Annotated in this window: 21 protein-coding genes; 6 read left to right on the top strand and 15 right to left on the bottom strand. The window is 71.5% G+C overall.

Going from position 1 to position 19,236, the window contains the following annotated elements; genetic code table 11:
- A partial coding sequence (locus tag PV341_RS16985; RefSeq protein WP_500358258.1) for an ABC transporter permease occupies positions 1-901 on the top strand: 901 nt, incomplete at its 5' end.
- A gap of 28 nt (positions 902-929) precedes the next feature.
- Here PV341_RS16985 and PV341_RS16980 read toward each other — a convergent pair.
- Complete coding sequence (locus PV341_RS16980) at positions 930-1,253, bottom strand: Rv1322 family protein (protein ID WP_500358256.1); 324 nt, start codon at positions 1,251-1,253, stop codon at positions 930-932.
- A 214-nt stretch (positions 1,254-1,467) separates the two neighbouring features.
- On the opposite strand from PV341_RS16980, the gene PV341_RS16975 reads away from it, so the two are divergent.
- Complete coding sequence (locus PV341_RS16975; protein WP_500325330.1) at positions 1,468-2,493, top strand: LLM class flavin-dependent oxidoreductase; 1,026 nt, start codon at positions 1,468-1,470, stop codon at positions 2,491-2,493.
- 53 nt (positions 2,494-2,546) lie between these two features.
- On the opposite strand, the gene PV341_RS16970 is transcribed toward PV341_RS16975, so the two are convergent.
- Positions 2,547-2,939 (bottom strand): SCO5389 family protein, encoded by a 393-nt coding sequence (locus tag PV341_RS16970; protein WP_018563511.1) that lies wholly within the window; start codon positions 2,937-2,939, stop codon positions 2,547-2,549.
- Between the two features lie 186 nt (positions 2,940-3,125).
- Here PV341_RS16970 and nucS point away from each other — a divergent pair, with 186 nt between their 5' ends.
- A complete protein-coding gene (gene nucS, locus PV341_RS16965) occupies positions 3,126-3,788 on the top strand; it encodes an endonuclease NucS (RefSeq protein ID WP_500358255.1) in 663 nt (220 codons plus the stop codon).
- An 88-nt stretch (positions 3,789-3,876) separates the two neighbouring features.
- On the opposite strand, the gene PV341_RS16960 is transcribed toward nucS, so the two are convergent.
- From PV341_RS16960 to PV341_RS16950, 3 genes are all read right to left on the bottom strand, one after another.
- Positions 3,877-6,384, bottom strand: a complete 2,508-nt coding sequence (locus tag PV341_RS16960) for an ATP-binding protein (protein ID WP_500358253.1) — start codon at positions 6,382-6,384, stop codon at positions 3,877-3,879.
- Between the two features lie 222 nt (positions 6,385-6,606).
- Complete coding sequence (locus tag PV341_RS16955) at positions 6,607-6,930, bottom strand: STAS domain-containing protein (RefSeq protein ID WP_018563514.1); 324 nt, start codon at positions 6,928-6,930, stop codon at positions 6,607-6,609.
- 189 nt (positions 6,931-7,119) lie between these two features.
- Positions 7,120-7,968 carry a 3-hydroxyacyl-CoA dehydrogenase family protein gene (locus PV341_RS16950; protein ID WP_500358252.1) on the bottom strand — a complete coding sequence of 283 codons (849 nt, stop codon included), beginning with the start codon at positions 7,966-7,968 and terminating at the stop codon, positions 7,120-7,122.
- 241 nt (positions 7,969-8,209) lie between these two features.
- On the opposite strand from PV341_RS16950, the gene PV341_RS16945 reads away from it, so the two are divergent.
- Complete coding sequence (locus tag PV341_RS16945) at positions 8,210-8,782, top strand: cob(I)yrinic acid a,c-diamide adenosyltransferase (RefSeq protein WP_500358250.1); 573 nt, start codon at positions 8,210-8,212, stop codon at positions 8,780-8,782.
- Between the two features lie 10 nt (positions 8,783-8,792).
- On the opposite strand, the gene PV341_RS16940 is transcribed toward PV341_RS16945, so the two are convergent.
- Positions 8,793-9,344: a hypothetical protein gene (locus PV341_RS16940; RefSeq protein ID WP_500358249.1), complete on the bottom strand. Its 552-nt coding sequence runs from the start codon at positions 9,342-9,344 to the stop codon at positions 8,793-8,795.
- 135 nt (positions 9,345-9,479) lie between these two features.
- Between PV341_RS16940 and PV341_RS16935 the strand changes: the two genes are divergently transcribed.
- Together PV341_RS16935 and PV341_RS16930 are read left to right on the top strand one after the other, a co-directional pair.
- Entirely contained in the window at positions 9,480-10,682 is a 1,203-nt protein-coding gene (locus PV341_RS16935; RefSeq protein ID WP_500358248.1) for a sensor histidine kinase, read from the top strand.
- The gene (locus PV341_RS16930; protein ID WP_500358247.1) at positions 10,679-11,329 is read left to right on the top strand and encodes a response regulator; all 651 of its coding nucleotides are present in this window, start codon (positions 10,679-10,681) and stop codon (positions 11,327-11,329) included. The genes PV341_RS16935 and PV341_RS16930 overlap by 4 nt, the downstream gene beginning before the upstream one ends.
- A 97-nt stretch (positions 11,330-11,426) precedes the next feature.
- Here the strand turns inward: PV341_RS16930 and PV341_RS16925 are convergent, their stop codons facing one another.
- From PV341_RS16925 to atpB, 9 genes are all read right to left on the bottom strand, one after another.
- Positions 11,427-11,873: a DUF2550 domain-containing protein gene (locus PV341_RS16925; protein WP_499514041.1), complete on the bottom strand. Its 447-nt coding sequence runs from the start codon at positions 11,871-11,873 to the stop codon at positions 11,427-11,429.
- 99 nt (positions 11,874-11,972) lie between these two features.
- The gene (locus PV341_RS16920) at positions 11,973-12,353 is read right to left on the bottom strand and encodes a F0F1 ATP synthase subunit epsilon (RefSeq protein WP_499516949.1); all 381 of its coding nucleotides are present in this window, start codon (positions 12,351-12,353) and stop codon (positions 11,973-11,975) included.
- A 123-nt stretch (positions 12,354-12,476) separates the two neighbouring features.
- Positions 12,477-13,919, bottom strand: a complete 1,443-nt coding sequence (gene atpD / locus PV341_RS16915; RefSeq protein WP_499514040.1) for a F0F1 ATP synthase subunit beta — start codon at positions 13,917-13,919, stop codon at positions 12,477-12,479.
- Positions 13,920-13,921: 2 nt separating this feature from the next.
- Complete coding sequence (locus PV341_RS16910) at positions 13,922-14,839, bottom strand: F0F1 ATP synthase subunit gamma (RefSeq protein WP_500358245.1); 918 nt, start codon at positions 14,837-14,839, stop codon at positions 13,922-13,924.
- A 2-nt stretch (positions 14,840-14,841) separates the two neighbouring features.
- On the bottom strand, positions 14,842-16,413 hold the full coding sequence (atpA, locus tag PV341_RS16905; RefSeq protein ID WP_431965637.1) for a F0F1 ATP synthase subunit alpha: 1,572 nt from the start codon (positions 16,411-16,413) through the stop codon (positions 14,842-14,844).
- 89 nt (positions 16,414-16,502) lie between these two features.
- A complete protein-coding gene (locus PV341_RS16900; protein WP_500325350.1) occupies positions 16,503-17,318 on the bottom strand; it encodes a F0F1 ATP synthase subunit delta in 816 nt (271 codons plus the stop codon).
- Positions 17,315-17,860 carry a F0F1 ATP synthase subunit B gene (locus tag PV341_RS16895; protein ID WP_018563526.1) on the bottom strand — a complete coding sequence of 182 codons (546 nt, stop codon included), beginning with the start codon at positions 17,858-17,860 and terminating at the stop codon, positions 17,315-17,317. The genes PV341_RS16900 and PV341_RS16895 overlap by 4 nt, the downstream gene beginning before the upstream one ends.
- Before the next feature lie 44 nt (positions 17,861-17,904).
- Positions 17,905-18,147 carry an ATP synthase F0 subunit C gene (atpE, locus tag PV341_RS16890; protein WP_018563527.1) on the bottom strand — a complete coding sequence of 81 codons (243 nt, stop codon included), beginning with the start codon at positions 18,145-18,147 and terminating at the stop codon, positions 17,905-17,907.
- Positions 18,148-18,225: 78 nt separating this feature from the next.
- Positions 18,226-19,056: a F0F1 ATP synthase subunit A gene (gene atpB, locus PV341_RS16885; protein WP_431965728.1), complete on the bottom strand. Its 831-nt coding sequence runs from the start codon at positions 19,054-19,056 to the stop codon at positions 18,226-18,228.
- Positions 19,057-19,236: the final 180 nt, after the last annotated feature.

Raw genomic sequence — 19,236 nt, 5'->3', positions numbered from 1 at the left:
CCCCGCAGCCGACCCAGCCCGTCGAGGACGCCCGATGACCGCCCCCGTCCACCCGGCTCCGCAGTTCTCCTCCACCGTCCCGGTGCAGAGGACCCACCTCGGCCACGCGCTGAAGTCCGAGTGGACCAAGATCCGTACGGTGCGCTCCACGCTGTGGACGCTCGGCGTCATGCTGCTGCTGATCCTCGGCATCAACCTGCTCGTCGTCGGCCTGGGCTCGACCGAGAACGTCTCCGACCCGGTGCTCGGCTTCGGCCTGTTCGGGGTGCTCCTCGGCCAGCTCTGCGTCATGACGCTCGGCGTGCTGGTGATCAGTTCCGAGTACGGCACGGGCATGATCCGCACGACCCTCACCGCGTGCCCGCAGCGCGGCCGGGTGCTCACCGCGAAGGCGATCGTCTTCTTCGCGCTCACCTTCACCGTCACCACCGTGGCCTGCGCGCTCACCGCGCTGATGAACTACGCCACCTTCGGCGGCAGGTCCGTGGGCGACGACACCTACGTGGGCGCTCGGCTCGTCATCGAGGACGGCCTCACCACCGCGAGCGGCACCCAGTGGCTGGGCGCCACCGTCGGCGTCGGCCTGTACGTGGCGCTGCTCGGGCTGCTCTCGCTGGCCGTGGGCGCGCTGCTGCGGCACTCCGCGGGCGCGATCACCACGATGATGGGCGTGGTCCTGCTGCCGCTGATCATCGCGATCTTCATGCAGTCGGACAGCCTCCGCAAGGTGCAGGAGAAGCTGATCGAGTACTCCTCCCCCAACGCCATCGCGTCGCTCTACCAGATGCCGATGCTGGAGAACGGCGACGCCGACGGCGTGCGCCAGTTGATCGGGCTCGCGATCATCACGGCCGTCGCCCTGGGCGCGGCCTACGCGGCGCTCGCCAAGCGCGACGTCTGACCCGGGACACCGGGCTTCCGCTCCACGGTCAGTACCGGGGGGCGTTCCGGGACCGCTGGAGCCGTGCGCTCCGGCGGTCCCTGGCGTTCCAGCAGGCGGTGTGCCAGTGGCGCCGGTCCTCCACGCCGCCGTGCTCCGGCCAGGCCACCAGGTGCCCGACGCCCGGCGGGATCTCCTGGTCGCAACCGGGGCAGCGGTAGTGCTTGCCAGCCGGACTCCCGCTCAGCTGGCGGACGGTCCACTGCTCGCCCTGCCAGCTCTCCACACGCTCCGGGCCCCTGGCCGGTCCGGCCTCGGGACGCTCCTCGGCTCTGCCGGCGGCGCCTCGGGGGCGGTTTCGGCGCGGGGACACGGGCACACACCTCATGCGGTTCGGGGGACTCGGGGCCGCCAACCAGCGTACGCGTAGCGCGGACCGTGCCGGGTACCCGGTCGGGGAACCCCCCATTCCGGCCATCGCCGCGAAAATCATGAAATCGCGGTGCGCGGACCGTGCCTTTGGCACGTGTCAGGCGTTAGTGCCAGTAGGGGAGCCGTGTCGGCCACCGAGGAAGGTGTGAAGCACGATGCGTGTCGGTACTTTCGTCCTCGCCGCCCAGTTCCCGGGGCAGGGACCGGGGGAGGCGCTGCACCGCGCGGTGCGGTCCGCAGAGGCGGCGGAGCGGGCCGGGCTGGACTCCGTATGGCTGGCGGAGCACCACTTCGTGCCGTACGGCGTGTGCCCGTCGGCTGTGACGCTCGCCGCGCTGCTGCTGGGCAGGACGCGCCGGATCGGGATCGGTACGGCCGTGAGCGTCCTGCCGACCGCGCACCCCGTGGCGCTCGGCGAGCAGGCGGCGCTGCTGCACATCGCCTCGGGCGGCCGCTTCACGCTGGGCGTGGGCCGCGGCGGCCCCTGGGTGGACCTGGAGGTCTTCGGCGCCGGACTCGCCGCCTTCGAGAAGGGTTTCCCCGAGTCGCTGGACCTGCTGCTGCGCTGGCTCCGTGAGCCGCGCGTGGGGGCCTCGGGTGAACGATTCGCCTTCCGCGAGGTCGACGTCGTGCCGCGGGCGGACGAGTTCGAGGAGCCCAGCGGGCCGCCGGTCGTCGTCGCCTGCACCTCGCCGGGCAGCGTCCGGCTCGCGGCACGCAGGGGTCTGCCGATGCTGCTCGGCATGCACTGCGGCGACGAGGACAAAGCTGCCATGGTCGCAATGTGGCAGGCCGAGGCGCGCGATGCGGGGCTTTCACCCGAAATGGTGGCCACGGCGGAACATGTCTCCGCGGGCGTCGTACAGATCGCGGACCGCCGTGCGGACGCCGTGGAGACCCTCACCAAGGCGATGCCCGGCTGGCTACAACGGGGTCTCGCCGCGCACCGCACGGTAGACGGCCGGCCCCGGACGATGCGCGATCCGCTCGCCTACACCGAACTCCTCTGCGACCTCCACCCCGTGGGCCCGCCCGCGCTGTGCGCCGACCGGCTGGCCGCCACCGCCGAGCGGACCGGCATCAGCCGCTTCGCCCTGCTCGTCGAGGGCTCCGGCGATCTCGCGGCCACCGAGGAGAACGTGGCGCGGCTCGGCAGCGAAGTGCTCCCGCAATTGGCCTGATTGAAACATCAAAGAGCAGTGGTGCGACCAACGGCGGGAGCACCCTGCCCGGTTCAGCAGTCCCGCAGCTCCGGGGACTGGTTCAGCAGCTGTGCGCGTACGGAGGTGAAGGTGGCGTAACGCCCGTCGACCGCCGGGTCCAGCGGGAACACCGCGACCCGGTGGCAGTTCTGGAACGCCAGCCGGACCCCGAAGTGCCGCTGCAGGGCCCCCCGTATCGCGTCACTCGCCAGGGCGCGGAGCAGCTGCCCGCGCGCGTGCTCGTCCGGCGGAGGTACCTGGTTGTCGGCGAACTCGCCGCCGTCCACCTTGAGTTGTGCCGCCAGAGAGCTGATCATGTCCCATGCGTAAGGCAGGGAAGTCCGGACGCAGTCGACGAATTCCCGTTCGTCGACCTCGCCTCGCTCGGCCTGTTCGAGGAGGGCCGGTGAGACGTCGAGCGACATGAGTACTCCTCTCGTGACCCCCCTGTCCGAGGAGTCAGACGGACTACGGAGAGAAGCCGCCCAGAGTTCTCCCGCGCGACGGCTTCCACCCACAACCGTAGGCGGAGAGGTCCCATGACACTAGGCGCGAGCGCTCACAACAGGCCATTTTCCGACCGCGCCCGGTAGCGAGTAACGTTGCCGACCATGCGTCTCGTCATCGCCCGTTGCTCCGTGGACTACGCGGGCCGGCTCTCCGCCCATCTGCCGTCGGCCACCAGGCTGCTCCTGGTCAAGGCCGACGGCAGCGTCTCCGTCCACGCCGACGACCGTGCCTACAAGCCGCTGAACTGGATGTCGCCGCCCTGCACGCTCAAGGAGGGTGAGGACGAGGTCTGGACGGTCACCAACAAGGCCGGCGAGCAGCTGATCATCACCATCGAGGACGTGCTGCACGACTCCACGCACGAACTCGGGGTCGACCCCGGCCTGATCAAGGACGGCGTCGAGGCCCACCTCCAGGAGCTGCTGGCCGACCGCATGGAGGTGCTCGGCGAGGGCTGGAGCCTCGTCCGCCGCGAGTACCCGACGGCCATCGGCCCGGTGGACATCCTGGGCCGGGACGCGTCCGGCACGACCGTCGCCGTCGAGATCAAGCGCCGCGGAGAGATCGACGGCGTCGAGCAGCTCACCCGCTACCTCGAACTCCTCAACCGGGACCCCCTGCTGGCGCCCGTGAAGGGCGTCTTCGCGGCCCAGGAGATCAAGCCGCAGGCGCGCGTCCTCGCCACAGACCGCGGCATCGACTGCGTCGTCCTCGACTACGACGCGCTGCGCGGCATCGAGGACGACAAGCTCCGCCTCTTCTGACCCCAGGTCCCGGAGCGGCCGCGGGCACGCACCACGGCGCGGCCCGGCGGTCGGCAGACCACCGCGGCCGCGCCGTGACGGGCGCCGATCAGGCGATCGTTCCGGCCGTGGAGGACTCGTCCACCGGAGTACCGGGATCCGTGGTGGCGACCGCGGTCTCGGAGGGCCCGCCGGCGCTGGTGGTGTCGCTGGGCTCGGTCGTCTCCGTGGGATCCGGCGACGCCGGGGGGGACGTCGGGGGCTCGCTGCTCGGCGTGGTCGAGGGCTGTGTCGGCGACTTGGTCGGCGTCTTCGACGGCGTCGGCTTTCCGGGGGTCCCACCGCCCGGCTTCTTCGTCGGTGACGTCTCCCCGCCCCCCGGCTGCTCGGTCTCCCCGTCGCCCGTACCCGGGTCGACCGCACCGCCCGGCGCGCCCGGCGCGCCGGTGGACCCCGGCGTGGTGCCGCTCGCGGAGGGGCTGGGCCGCCGGCTGGAGCCGGGGCTCGGGGCGTCCTCGGCCGGGAAGCCGTCGTCCGCGTTGTCCTCCTGGGCGGACTCGACCGGCTTGACGTTCATGGGTGTGTTCTGGTCACCGCCGGAGGCCGTCGTGCCGAGGGTGACGACGGTGCCGAGGACGGCGGCCAGCAGGGCGCCCGCGCCGGCGGCGACGAGGTTGCGGCGGGAACCGGTGAGGGCGATCCGGCGCGGGGCGGCGGCCGCCGCGGCAAGGCGCTTGCTGATGATCGTCGCGGGCGCATCGGACATGTCGGTGCCCGCCGCCGGGGTCTCGACGCCCGCGAGGCCCGTACCGGGCACAGGGCCGCCCGCGCGGTCCACGACGAGCGCGAGGGTGCGGCGCCCCACCGTGGTGCCCTGACGGTCCGCGAGGGCGCCGCGCAGGGCTATCGAGGCCTCCAGTTCGCTGCGGGCCCGGTCCAGGTTGCCGAGGCACAGCGCCAGGACGCCGAGTTCGTGGAGGAAGTACGCCTCCTCGGCCACCTCCCCGGCGAGCCGGGCGGCCTCCTGGCCGACGCGCAGCGCACGCTCCCACGCGCTCCAGTGCATGGCGGCCGCCAGGACGGGCGCCACCGCACGGGCCAGGAGCACGGCCGCGCTGGTGTGCCCGCCGTCGCGGGCGGCACTCAGGGCGCCGAGGATGGCCTCCGCCTCGGCGGCGACGCGCTTCGGGGTGACGGAGGGGTGCCCGGCCCACCAGGCGTAGTGCTGGGCGGCGGCCAGCGCCTGCGGTGAGCCCTCGGCGGCGGCCTCCGCGGCCAGTCCGTCCACCAGGGCCAGTTGGCTGCTCACACCGGCCGCCAGGCGGTGGTGCGCCGCGACGGGGACGGCGAGCCCGACGGCCACGATCTCGCCGAGCGCCGCATCGCCGTGGGTGTCGCCGACGAGCGCCGGCAGGTGGGCCTGGTGCGGGCACTCGCCGCCCAGGGCCACCGCGAAGCGCAGCGCCTCCTGCGCCGAGGCGCCGAGGCGGGAGGCGAGCAGGGCGGCGGGCGCGGCGCTCTCGGCGAGCGAGGGCAGCGGCACGTGCGAGGCCGACGCGCCCGGCTCGGTGCCGAAGGGCGCGTCGACGGAAAGTTCGTCCGTCGCGTCCACGTCGCCCCACACGGACTCGTCGGCCGCGAGGATCTCCGCCCCGAGCGCGTCGCGCTGCCGCAGCAGCGCACCGGCCTGGACGAAGCGCAGCGGCAGGCCCTCGGACTCGAACCACAGGTCGGCCGCCCAGGCGGTCTCCTCCTCCACCAGGGGGCGGCCCGCGGAGAGCTCCAGCAGTTCCAGGCAGGCGACCCGGGGCAGTCCGGGAAGGAAGACCTCTTCGACCAGGGAGTCGCCGGCGGGGGCCGGCACGTCGGGCGTCGCGGACACCAGGAAGGCGCACTCGGGCGCCGCCGCGAGCAGTTCCTCCAGGGAGGCGCCGCCGAACTCCAGGTCGTCCAGGACGACGACCCCGCCGATGTCGCGCAGCAGCTCCAGCAGGCGGCTGCGCTCGGGGCGGTAGTCCTCGGTGTCGTAGACGGTGGCGAAGAGCTCCTGCAGCAGGTCGCTGGGGGTCCGCCGGTAGCCCGAGAGCCGGATCACGCCGTCGGGGGCGAGGTCCTCGCAGGCCCGGGCCACCGCGTCGAGCAGCACGCTGCGGCCGGCGCCGGAGGGCCCGGTGACGCGCACCGAACGGCCCCGGGAGAGCAGCCGCACCAGGCGCTTGCGCTCCTCCTCGCGCTCCAGCAGCGGGAGCTCGGGGGCGCGTGGCCCCGGCGGCACCGTCGGCCGGGCGGCGGCGGTCAGCGCGGCGCGTTCCTCCGCCGTGCGCCGAACGGGTGCGGGCAGGTCGCCGGGGGCGAGGGAGCTGACCTCGCTGCCGTCGACGGGGTTGAGGGTCAGCCTGCAGTCGCCCACGAGGAGTTCGACGACGCGTGGCGCGTCGCCGTCCCCCGTGCCCGCCCCGACCTCCAGGGCGAGCGGGTCGCGCGGCGGCCGGCCGACGCGCGGCGTCGGCGCGGTGCCGTCCTCCGCGCCGCCGGCCGATGTCACGTCGGCAAAGCCCGTGGAGTCCTGTCGTGCGCCGTACTCGTCACCGGTCATGTCGGGTCCGTGTGGGTCCATTAGTCTCCGCCCCCCATTTGCGTCGCAGCAGGGCCTCACCGGGCCCGTGGTCGCGCCGTGGGACCGGTCCGGCTCCCCTCCTCGGCGTACGGGGTTGAGGCACGCCGGAACCGAACCCTAAACCTTCCCGCAGCGTGTGCGAAGCCCAGGGCGGCGATGCCGCCCTTGCGTCCGAATCTGTCCGGGGTTGCCGCTTGCGTCTCGGCGCGCCCGGTGGGTGCGCTAGGTCCGCGGCAGTGCTTCTGCCGCGATTCCCCCCTCGATGACCAGGATGCGGTGCAGCCGCGTGGCGACCAGCAGGCGCTGCATCTGCGCGGGCACGCCCCGCAGGACCAGGCGCCGGTCGGCCCGGCCGCAGCGGCGGTGCGCCCCCATGATGACCCCCAGACCCGTCGCGTCCCACGAGTCGAGTTCGGTCAGGTCGAGCACGAGGTCGCCGTGGCCGCCGTCCACGGCGCTGTGCAGGACCTTGCGGGCGTCCGCCGCGGTGCGGACGTCGAGGCGGCCCCCGACGACCAGCTCGGCGTGATCGCCCCTGATGTGCATTACGCCTCCCCGTGGAGTGAATGGGTGGAACTGCCGTGGTTCTACGTAACTGACGGTCCGTCGTACGAAGAGGTTGCCGTCTGTGAGCGAACCGATACCGAATTCACCCTTGCGAGTGACAGGAGGGGTCCGAGGGGCCCAGTCCTCCGGCCATCCGCACCGGACCGGGCCCTTCCGGTTGACGCTCCGTCAGTAGCGGTAGAAGCCCTCGCCGCTCTTGCGGCCGAGCGCGCCCGCGTCGACCATGCGCCGCATGAGCTCCGGCGGGGCGAACTTCTCGTCCTGGGACTCGGTGTAGATGTTGTCGGCGGCGTGCAGCAGGATGTCGACGCCGGTGAGGTCGGCGGTCGCCAGCGGACCCATCGCGTGGCCGAAACCGAGCTTGCAGGCGATGTCGATGTCCTCGGCCGTGGCGACGCCCGACTCGTAGAGCTTGGTGGCCTCGACGACGAGCGCCGCGATCAGCCGGGTGGTGACGAAGCCGGCCACGTCCCGGTTGACGACGATGGTCGTCTTGCCGATCTCCTCGGCGAAGGCCTTGGCGCGCGCCAGGGTCGCGTCGCCGGTCTTGTAGCCGCGGACCAGCTCGCACAGCTGCATGAGCGGGACCGGCGAGAAGAAGTGGGTGCCGACCACGCTCTCCGGGCGCTCCGTCACCGCCGCGATCTTGGTGATCGGGATGGCGGAGGTGTTGGAGGCCAGCACCGCGTCCGCCTTGGCGATCTTGTCCAGCGCGCGGAAGATCTCCTGCTTGACCTCGATCTTCTCGAAGACGGCCTCGACGACGATGTCGGCGTCGGCGGCCGCGTCCAGGTCGGTGGTGGTGGTGATGCGCGCGAGCGCGGCGGCCGCGTCCTGCGCGGTGAGCTTCCCCTTGGCGACGAACTTCTCGTAGGACGCCTCGATCCCGCCCTTGCCCCTGGCCAGCGCCTCGACCGTGATGTCACGCAGGACGACCTCGTAACCCGCCTGTGCGGACACCTGCGCGATGCCGGAGCCCATCAGGCCGGCTCCGATGACGGCGAGCTTCTTCGCCACGGCACACACCTATCTTCTCGATGCTGTTGCCGGGACCTTAACGTCGCTTCACAGCGGAGCGCAGCAGGAAGAGAGGCGGGTCACCCTGTGTCCTTCGTCGCACAGTTGAGGGCCCCGGCGCCCAGTTGCAGGCGAACCGCGTCCAGTTTGACCGGGACCGCCCCCGGAGTCCGCATCCGCCTCCCGCGCCTCGGGCCCGTCGCGGGGCGCGCCCCGGGCGCTGCCTGACTACGCTCGACACATGGTCAATCTGACGCGCATCTACACGCGGACCGGGGACGGCGGCACCACCGCCCTCGGCGACATGAGCCGTACGGCCAAGACCGACAGCCGCATCTCGGCCTACGCGGACGCCAATGAGGCGAACGCGGCGATCGGCGTGGCGATCGCCCTCGGCGCGCTCCCGCAAGAGGTCGTGACCGTCCTCGTACGGGTCCAGAACGACCTCTTCGACGTCGGCGCCGACCTCGCGACGCCCGTCGTCCCCGACCCCAAGTACCCGCCGCTGCGCGTCGAGCAGACCTACGTGGACCGGCTGGAGGCGGACTGCGACCGCTTCCTGGAGGAACTGGAGAAGCTGCGCAGCTTCATCCTGCCGGGCGGCACCCCGGGCGCCGCGCTGCTCCACCAGGCGTGCACGGTCGTCCGCCGCGCCGAGCGGTCCACGTGGACCGCGCTGGAGGAGCACGGCGAGACCATGAACCCGCTCACCGCCACCTACCTCAACCGGCTGTCCGACCTGCTGTTCATCCTGGCCCGTACGGCCAACAAGGAGGTCGGCGACGTGTTGTGGGTGCCCGGCGAGAACCGCTGACCGCGCCCGCTCAGGTGCGCGGCGAGGCGGCCGGCCCCCGCTTGGGCCGGAGCGTGTAGCTCGCCGCGACGACCGCGTGGATCCCGGTCGTCGCCGCCATCCGCACCTGCCACTCCCGCAGGGCGGCCGTGCGTCCGGCGTCCGCGACGAGCCAGACGGCCAGTTGCAGCAGGGCGGCCGCGACCGCGGCGGACACCGCGGTACGGCCGAGCAGCCGCCACTCGTGCAGGGCCCGGGCCCTGCCGTACCTCGGTGCCGGCGGCGGCTCGGGGCCCCCCGCGAAGCGGTGCGCGAAGCGTGCGTCGGCCCAGCGGACGACGCCGTGGCCGTAGCCGGCGGAGAAGCCGACGTACGCGGCGGCCAGGCCGTGCCGGGCGGCGGCCGTGCCACCGTCGCGCAGGTCGGCCACCGCCGCGGCCAGCAGCACCAGGTCCACCAGGGGCACGCACACCAGCAGCGCCGCGCCGGCCCGGGGCCGGCGCAGCAGGTAGCGCACCGCGAGCCCGGCGCCGAGCAGCACCCAGAAGGCGATCTCGCACCCGGCGATCAGGGTCACCAACATGCCGCAAGGCTCCCCCGCGGCCGCGGTGGGGCGCGTCGTCGGCGCTGATGAGACCCGGCTGCATCCTTCGGTGTACGCACCGGGTCCGACCACCGGCCGACGCGCACCGTCCGCGCCGCGTGCTGGGATGGGCCCATGACGACCAACGCCGCCCGGCGCCCGCCGCGGGACGACGTGCTGATCGCCGTGTCGGGACTCACGGGCGGCCTCGCGATGTGGGCGTTCGGGCTGTACACCCACTCCGGGAACCATCCGGCGGGCGACCACCGCTGGCTGCCGCTGCTCCCGCTGGTGGTCATGGCCGGGTGCGAACTGCTGCGGCGGACCGCGCCCCGCGTCGCGATCGTCCTCGGCGTGCTCACCTTCTGCGCGGATTTCGTGATCGGCTCGCTGCTGGTGACCGTGCTGATGTTCACCGACCTCGTGTACGCCGCCGTCCTGTACGGGCCGAAGCGGCTGACCCGGGTCGTGCCCGTCGTCAGCGTGCTCTGCACGGCCGCGCTCACCGCCACCGCCGTGGCGGTGCACCCGGTCGCCGAGTCCCTGCTGATCGGTGTGGTCGGTGCCCTGGTCTCGGTCGCCCCCGCCTGGACCGGCGTGGTCGTGCGGCGGCACCGCGACGAGGCCGCCCACGAACGGCTGCGCGCCGAGCAGACCGCGCTCCTCGCGGAGCTGGACCACCGGGAGGCGGTGGGCCGCGAACGGGCCCGAATGGCCCGCGAACTGCACGACATGGTGGCGGGCCACCTCTCCGCGATCGCCATCCACTCCACCGCCGCACTGTCCCTGGACCGCCACGAGGGCCCGGCCCGCGAGGCGCTGGCAGTGATCCGCGAGAACAGCGTCGAGGGCCTGTCCGAGATGCGCCGGCTGATCGGGCTGCTGCGCGACTCGACGGGCGAGGACGGGGAACCGGCCCCCGTCCCGCGGCTGGCCGGCCTGGACGCGCTCCTGGAGCAGATGCGCGCGGCGGCCCCGCACTCGGCCTTCGTGCTGCGCGACGGGCGCCCCGAGGGCGCCGCCGCGCTGCCCGCGCCCGTGGAGCTGGCGGCCTACCGGATCGTGCAGGAGTCCTTGACCAACGTCCTGAAGCACGCGGCGCCCGGTGAGGTGCCCGTCCTGCTGGAGCAGGAGGGCGAGGCGCTGACGGTGACCGTGGCGAGCCCCTGCCGGATCGGCGGCCCGGGGCACCGGCCGGACCCCCGGGCCCCCGGCTCCGGCAGTGGCCTGATCGGGATGCGGGAACGCGCCGAGCTGCTGGGCGGCACCTTCGAGGCGGGCCGGGAGGGCACGACATGGCGGGTACGGGCGGTACTGCCCATGAAGGGGAACGCATGATCCCGGTGGTCGTCGCCGAGGACCAGGCCGCGGTACGCGCGGGGCTGGTGCTGATCCTGGGCTCGGTGCCGGACATCGAGGTGGTCGGCGAGGCGGCCGATGGGGAGGCCGCGGTCCGCGTCGCCCGCGAGCTGCACCCGGACGTGATCCTCATGGACCTCCAGATGCCCCGGCTGGACGGGGTCGCCGCGACCCGGGAGATCGTCGCGGAGCGACTGGCGGAGGTGCTCGTCCTCACCACCTTCGACCTGGACGAGTACGTCTTCGGGGCGCTGCGGGCGGGCGCCGCGGGATTCCTGCTGAAGGACACCGAGGCGGACCGGCTGATCGAGGGCGTACGGCTGGTGGCCCGCGGCGAGGGGATGATCGCGCCCGCGGTGACCCGCCGGCTGATCGGCGAGTTCGCCCGCCCCCGGCCGCGTCCGGCGGCCGACCACGCCGTGCTCGGCGCGCTGACGCCACGGGAGCGGGAGGTGCTGGTCTGCGTGGGCGAGGGCCTGTCCAACGCGGAGATCGCGGTGCGGCTGGAGATGGCGGAGGCGACGGCGAAGACGCACGTCAGCCGCATGCTGGCCAAGCTGGAGCTGCGCAGCCGCGTGCAGGCCGCGGTGCTGGCGCAGGAATGGGGGCTGTCGGTACGGCCGTAGGGCCGGCGGGACCGGACAGCGCTTGTCAGGCCACGTCGACCCTCCCCCAGACTTCGTCCGGGGGGACCCCCAACCAGCGGGGAGGCGGAACCAGACCTCAGGCCACGTTGACCCGCTGGCCGGGAGGGGCGGCCTCGAGCCAGGCGAGGAAGCCGGTGAGGGCGTCGTCGCTCATGGCGAGTTCCAGACGGGTGCCGCGGTGCTCGCAGACCAGGATCACGGAGTCGGAGAGGAGCGCCAGTTCCTCCTGCCCCTCCGGGACGCGGCGGTGCAGCACCTCGATGGCGGAGCGTTCCAGCACCCGGCGCGGCCGGGGCGCGTACGAGAAGACCCGGAACCACTCGATCCGGTCACCGCTGTAGCGGGCCACGCCGTACGCCCAGCCCTTGCCGGAGGGTTCGCCGGCCCCGGTGGGCGGCATCCGCAGGCTGCAGTCGAACGTGCCGCCGGGCCGCTGGATCAGCCGGCGCCGCAGCCCGAAGACGAACAGCCCCAGCAGCGCCACCGCCACCAGGGCCCCGCACACCTGAAAAGCGAGGATCACGCCCACCGACCTCCTCGCTCCGTGTCACGAATAGGGATACTGCAGCCGCGGGACACCCTCACGGGCCTCCCGCGGCTCATGGCCCGGTGGGCCGGGTGCTCAGCGCGACCCGCTGGTCGCGGCGATCAGCCGGACCTCGGCGCGGCGCTCACTGGCGGCGTCGGCGTCGGCCTTCGCACGCTCCAGAGCCCGCTCCGCACGCTGGACGTCGATCTCGTCGGCGAGCTCGGCGATCTCCGCGAGCACCGACAGCTTGTTGTCCGCGAAGGAGATGAAACCGCCGTGCACCGCGGCGACGACGGTGCCGCCCTCGCTGGTGCGGATCGTCACCGGACCGGACTGGAGCACGCCCAGCAGCGGCTCGTGGTTCGGCATGACGCCGATGTCGCCGGACTCGGTGCGTGCGACGACAAGTGTGGCCTCGCCGGACCAGACACTGCGGTCCGCTGCGACCAGCTCGACGTGCAGCTCAGCCAAGATGGCTCCTCGGGTCGGCACCCACCGCCGTCCGGCGGGTGCATAAAACAAAGGATAACGGGGGTGCGGCAAGGGGGCGGACACAGGGTCCGCCCCCTGCCACGGTGAGCCGTCAGGCGACGGGCGTCAGCTGACGCCGAGCTCGCGGGCGTTGCGCTCGAGGTCCTCGATGCCACCGCACATGAAGAACGCCTGCTCAGGGAAGTGGTCGTACTTTCCGTCGGCGATGGCGTTGAACGCGGAGATCGACTCGTCCAGCGGGACGTCGGAGCCGTCGATGCCGGTGAACTGCTTCGCCGCGTGGGTGTTCTGCGACAGGAAGCGCTCGATGCGGCGGGCGCGGTGGACGGTGAGCTTGTCCTCCTCGCCCAGTTCGTCGATACCGAGGATCGCGATGATGTCCTGGAGGTCCTTGTACTTCTGCAGGATCCCCTTGACGCGCATGGCGCACTCGTAGTGGTCCGCCGCGATGTAGCGGGGGTCCAGGATGCGGGACGTCGAGTCCAGCGGGTCCACCGCCGGGTAGATGCCCTTCTCCGAGATCGGACGGGACAGAACGGTCGTCGCGTCCAGGTGGGCGAAGGTGGTCGCCGGCGCCGGGTCGGTCAGGTCGTCCGCGGGGACGTAGATCGCCTGCATCGAGGTGATCGAGTGACCACGGGTCGAGGTGATGCGCTCCTGGAGGAGGCCCATCTCGTCCGCGAGGTTCGGCTGGTAACCCACCGCGGAGGGCATGCGGCCGAGCAGCGTGGAGACCTCGGAACCGGCCTGGGTGAAGCGGAAGATGTTGTCGATGAAGAACAGCACGTCCTGCTTCTGCACATCGCGGAAGTACTCCGCCATGGTCAGACCGGCCAGCGCCACGCGCAGACGGGTGCCCGGGGGCTCGTCCATCTGGCCGAAGACCAGGGCGGTCTTGTCCAGGACGCCGGACTCCTCCATCTCCTGGATCAGGTCGTTGCCCTCACGGGTGCGCTCGCCGACGCCGGCGAACACGGAAACGCCCTCGTGCAGCTTCGCCACACGCATGATCATTTCCTGGATGAGGACGGTCTTGCCGACACCGGCGCCGCCGAACAGACCGATCTTGCCGCCCTTGACGTACGGGGTCAGCAGGTCGACGACCTTCAGGCCGGTCTCGAACATCTCGGTCTTGGACTCGAGGTCCTCGAACTTGGGCGCCTTGCGGTGGATCGTCCAGCGCTCGCCGACGTTGGCGTTCTCCTCGGGGACGTTCAGCACCTCACCGAGGGTGTTGAACACCTTGCCCTTGGTGAAGTCGCCGACGGGGACGGTGATGCCCGTGCCCGTGTCGGTCACCGAGGCCTGGCGGACCAGACCGTCGGTGGGCTGCATCGAGATCGCGCGGACCACGCCGTCGCCCAGGTGCTGGGCGACCTCGAGGGTCAGCGTCTTCTTCTTGCCGGCCTCGGCCGGGTCGGCGACCTCGACGGTGAGGGCGTTGTAGATCTCCGGCATGGCGTCGACGGGGAACTCCACGTCGACGACCGGGCCGATGACCCGGGCGACGCGGCCCGTGGCAGCGGCCGTCTCAACAGTGGTGGTCATGATTAGTCACTCCCCGCAGACGCGTCGGCCAGGGCGCTGGAGCCACCGACGATCTCGCTGATTTCCTGGGTGATTTCGGCCTGGCGGGCCTGGTTGGCAAGCCGCGTGAGCGTCTTGATGAGCTCCTCGGCGTTGTCGGTCGCCGACTTCATCGCGCGGCGGCGGGCGGCGTGCTCGGAAGCGGCACCCTGCAGCAGCGCGTTGTAGATCCGGCTCTCGACGTACCGCGGCAGCAGTGCGTCCAGGACGCCCTCAGCCGACGGCTCGAAGTCGTACAGGGGGAGGATCTCCCCCTCCTTGCGGGCCTCGCCACCGGTGGCGTCGGCGAGCGAGAGCGGCAGCAGCCGCTTCTCCACCGGCGCCTGCGTCAGCATCGACACGAACTCCGTGAAGATGATGTGCAGCTCGTCCACGCCGCCCTCGGCGGTGTCCTTGAGGACCACCTCGATCAGCGGGTCGGCGACCGACTTGGCGTCCGCGTACGTCGGCTTGTCGGTGAACCCGGTCCACGAGTCCTCGATCGCGCGCTCACGGAAGCCGTAGTACGCCACGCCCTTGCGGCCGACGATGTAGTGGACGACCTCCTTGCCCTCCGAGCGCAGCTGCCCGGTGAGCCGGTCGGCGGCCTTGATCGCGTTGGACGAGTAGCCGCCGGCCAGACCGCGGTCGCTCGTGATGAGCAGCACCGCGGCGCGCGTCGGGTTCTCGGTCTCCGTGGTCAGCGGGTGGTTCGTGTTCGAACCGGTCGCGACCGCGGCCACCGCGCGGGTGAGTTCGTCGGCGTACGGGGACGAGGCGTGGACCTGGCGCTGGGCCTTGACGATCCGGGACGCGGAGATCATCTCCATCGCCTTCGTGATCTTCTTGGTCGCGGTGACGGACTTGATGCGGCGCTTGTATACCCGAAGCTGGGCGCCCATGCTCAGCCCTCACCCAGCAGCTTGCCGTCCGAGGTCTCGAACTGCTTCTTGAACTCCGCGACCGCGTCGGTCAGGGCCTCGACCGTGTCGTCGCCGAGCTTGCCGGTCTCGGCGATGCTCAGCAGGAGGTCCTTCTTCTCGCGGCGGAGGTAGTCCAGCAGCTCGCGCTCGAAGCGGCGGATGTCCTCGACGGGCACGTCGTCCAGCTTGCCGGTGGTGCCGGCCCAGATGGAGACGACCTGGTCCTCGATCGGGAACGGGGCGTACTGGCCCTGCTTCAGCAGCTCGACCATGCGCTTGCCGCGCTCCAGCTGCGCCTTGGAGGCCGCGTCCAGGTCGGAACCGAAGGCGGCGAACGCCTCCAGCTCGCGGTACTGGGCGAGGTCCACGCGCAGTCGGCCGGCGACCGACTTCATGGCCTTGATCTGCGCCGAGCCACCGACTCGGGAGACCGAGATACCGACGTTCAGCGCCGGGCGCTGGCCCGCGTTGAACAGGTCGGACTCCAGGAAGCACTGGCCGTCGGTGATCGAGATGACGTTGGTCGGGATGAACGCCGAGACGTCGTTGGCCTTGGTCTCGACGACCGGCAGACCGGTCATCGAGCCGGCGCCCAGCTCGTCGGAGAGCTTGGCGCAGCGCTCCAGCAGGCGGGAGTGCAGGTAGAAGACGTCACCCGGGTAGGCCTCACGGCCCGGCGGGCGGCGCAGCAGCAGGGAGACGGCGCGGTAGGCGTCGGCCTGCTTGGACAGGTCGTCGAAGACGATCAGGACGTGCTTGCCGTCGTACATCCAGTGCTGGCCGATGGCCGAGCCGGTGTACGGGGCGAGGTACTTGAAGCCGGCCGGGTCGGACGCCGGGGCCGCCACGATCGTGGTGTACTCCAGGGCGCCGGCCTCCTCCAGCGCGGCGCGCACGCCGGCGATGGTGGAGCCCTTCTGGCCGATGGCGACGTAGATGCAGCGGACCTGCTTCTTGGGGTCGCCGGAACGCCAGTTGTCACGCTGGTTGATGATCGTGTCGATCGCCAGGGCGGTCTTGCCGGTCTGGCGGTCGCCGATGATCAGCTGACGCTGACCGCGGCCGATCGGGGTCATCGCGTCGACGGCCTTGAGGCCGGTCTGCATCGGCTCGTGCACGGACTTACGGGCCATGACGCCGGGAGCCTGGAGCTCCAGGGCGCGGCGGCCGTCGGTCTCGATCTCGCCGAGGCCGTCGATCGGGTTGCCGAGCGGGTCGACGACGCGACCCAGGTATCCCTCGCCGACCGCGACGGAGAGCACCTCACCGGTGCGCTGCACCGGCTGGCCCTCCTCGATGCCGCTGAACTCGCCGAGGACGATCGCACCGATCTCGCGCTCCTCGAGGTTGAGGGCGAGACCGAGGGTGCCGTCCTCGAACTTCAGCAGCTCGTTCGCCATGACCGAGGGCAGACCCTCGACCTTGGCGATACCGTCGCCGGCCAGGCTGACCGTTCCGACCTCCTCGCGCGAGGCCGCGTCCGGCTTGTACGACTGGACGAAGTTCTCCAGCGCGTCCCGGATCTCCTCCGGCCGGATCGTGAGCTCCGCCATCTGGGTTCCCTGCTCTCCTTGTTGGGCCCGAAGTATTCGCTACGGCCCAACTCGGGCCGCTGGTACTGCTCTTTGAGTTGGTGGCTGGTTCAGCCGGCCATCCGCCGACTCGCCTCTTCGAGGCGGTCCGCGATGGTCCCGTCGATGACCTCGTCGCCGACCCGAACCGAGATGCCGCCGCGGACCGCGGGGTCCACGTCGAGGTTCAGGTGCACCTGCCGGCCGTAGATCGTGGCCAGCGCGGCGCCGAGGCGCTGCTTCTGCCGGTCGCTCAGCGGAACCGCCGAGACCACGACCGCAACCGTGCGGTTACGGCGCGCCGCCGCCAGCTTGGACAGGGCGTCGATCCCTGCCTCCAGGCTACGGCCTCGCGGGTGGGTCACGAGACGGACCACGATCCGCTCGGTGACCGGGTTGGCGCGGCCGCCCAGCAGCGAGTGCAGCAGGGCCGCCTTCGCCTGGGTCCCCGCGGCACGGTCGGTCAGCGCCGCCCGCAGCTCGCTGCTGCCGGAGACGATGCGGCCGAAGCGGAACAGCTCGTCCTCGACGTCGTCGAGGACGCCCGCACGCTCCGCGGCGATCAGGTCGGCGCCGTAGGACAGCTCCTCCAGCGCGTCGGTCAGATCACGCGACTGCGACCAGCGGCTGCGGACCATGCCCGCGACCAGGTCGGACGTCTCGCCGCCGATCTGCCCGCCGAGGACCGCCTGCGCCAGGCCCGCCTTGGCCTCTCCCGGCTGCGCGGGGTCGGTCAAGGCGCGGCGCAGCGAACCCTCGCGGTCGAGCAGCCCCGTGACGGCGGCCAGCTCCTCGGCGAGCTTCGCCGCGTCGACGGACGTGTTGTCCGCCAGCGCGTCGAGGCGCTCGCGCGCGGTGGCCAGTGCCTCGCGGCTCGCTCCGTTCATCGCGCGGCCTCGGCCTTCTCCTCGAGCTCGTCGAGGAAGCGGTCGATCACGCGGCTCTGGCGGGCGGTGTCCTCGAGGGACTCACCGACGATCTTGCCGGCCAGGTCGGTGGCGAGCTTGCCGACGTCCTGGCGCAGGGCGTGCGCGGCGGACCGGCGGTCGGCCTCGATCTGGGCGTGACCGGCGGCGATGATCTCCTCACGCTGCCGCTGGCCTTCCGCGCGCATCTCGGCGATGAGCGCGGCGCCCTGCTCCTGCGCCTCCTGGCGCAGACGCGCGGCCTCGTGGCGGGCCTCGGAGAGCGACTGCTTGTACTCCTCGAGGGTCCGCTGAGCCTCGGCCTGTGCGGCCTCGGCCTTCTCCATGCCGCCCTCGATGGCCTCGCGCCGCTCGTCCAGAACCTTGTTGATGTTCGGGAGGAGCTTCTTGGCGAGGAAGAAGAAGACGATGGCGAAGGCGATGAGACCGATGACGAGCTCTGGGATCGGCGGGATGAGGGGGTTCTCCGCCTCCTCGGCCGCCAGCTGTGCCAGGGCGTTCACATCAGTGCCTTCCGTCGAAAGGGGTTGGTCTCGTCAGCCCGGACTCAGGAGGTCGGGTAGACGAACGGCATGACCAGACCGATCAGCGCGAGCGCCTCACAGAAGGCGAAGCCGAGGATCTGGTTGGCGCGGATCAGGCCGGCGGCCTCGGGCTGGCGGGCGAGGGCCTGCGTACCGTTGCCGAAGATGATGCCGATGCCGACGCCGGGGCCGATGGCCGCGAGGCCGTAGCCGATGGAGCCCAGGTTGCCGAGGATCTGGGTGGCGGCGAGGTTCACAGCGGACATGCTGTTTCTTCCTTCTCTTTCACGGACCGGTGGGGGTTGGCCACCGGACAATCGGGGGGCTGTGCGTCGCGCGGGTGCTCAGTGGTGCTCGGCGAGCGCGCCCTGGACGTAGGAGCAGGCCAGCAGCACGAAGACGTACGCCTGGACGGCCTGGATGAAGAGCTCGAAGGCGGTCATCACGATGACCATCACGAACGAGACACCGGCGTAGGCGATGCCGATCCCGTTGAGCAGGTACCAGCTGGCGATGGTGAACAGCAGCAGCAGGACGTGACCCGCGAACATGTTGGCGAACAGTCGCACCGCGTGCGTGAACGGCCGGACGATCACGTTGGAGAGGAACTCCAGGCCGACGACCATCGGCAGCACCGCGCCGAGGTTCTTGTCGTAGCCGGTGATGTTCTTCCAGCCGCCGACGAAGCCGTGCTTCTTGAAGGTCAGCGACATCCACGTGACGTAGACGATCGCGGCCAGCGCGGCCGGGTAGCTGATGATCGCCGTGACGGGGAACTGGGCGATCGGCACGATCGACCACAGGTTCATGATCCAGACGAAGAAGAACAGCGCCACCATGAAGGGCACGTACTTCTCGCCGTCACGCTTGCCGATCGTCTCGTAGACGATCCCGCGGCGCACGAAGTCGTAGCCGGCCTCGGCGACCATCTGCAGCTTGCCGGGGACGATCTTCGGCTTGGCGAAGGCAGCCCAGAAGAAGCCGACGATCACGATGCTGCCCAGCAGCGCCAGCAGCATCGTCTTGTTGAAGTAGGCGCTGCTGTCCGCGTCGCCGATCAACGGCTTGAAGAGGAAGGAGTGCAGGCCGGGGGCCGGGAAGCCGCACCCGTCGAAGATGTGGCAGTTCGTCTCGAAGGCGAGCGTCGTTACATCACTCACCGAGAGCTCCTTCAGCGTGACGCATAGGTACGGCAACCTCTACGTGTCGGCGCGGCACGTGGCCACGGAACGGCACTGGACTGGTCTTACGGATGTGGGGGCGGCGGGTGGGCGCTGAGCCGAAGGGCTGTTGCGAAGGCATGACTGCCACCCGCGCCAGCTCTGCCGCAGTTGAGACCGGACGATAGCAAACGA

The sequence above is a fragment of the Streptomyces sp. PA03-1a genome, from assembly GCF_033792805.1.
In the GTDB taxonomy this organism is placed as follows: Bacteria; Actinomycetota; Actinomycetes; order Streptomycetales; family Streptomycetaceae; genus Actinacidiphila.
Note: the sequence above shows the minus strand (reverse complement) of the source record. Positions and strands in the feature narration are given on the sequence as shown.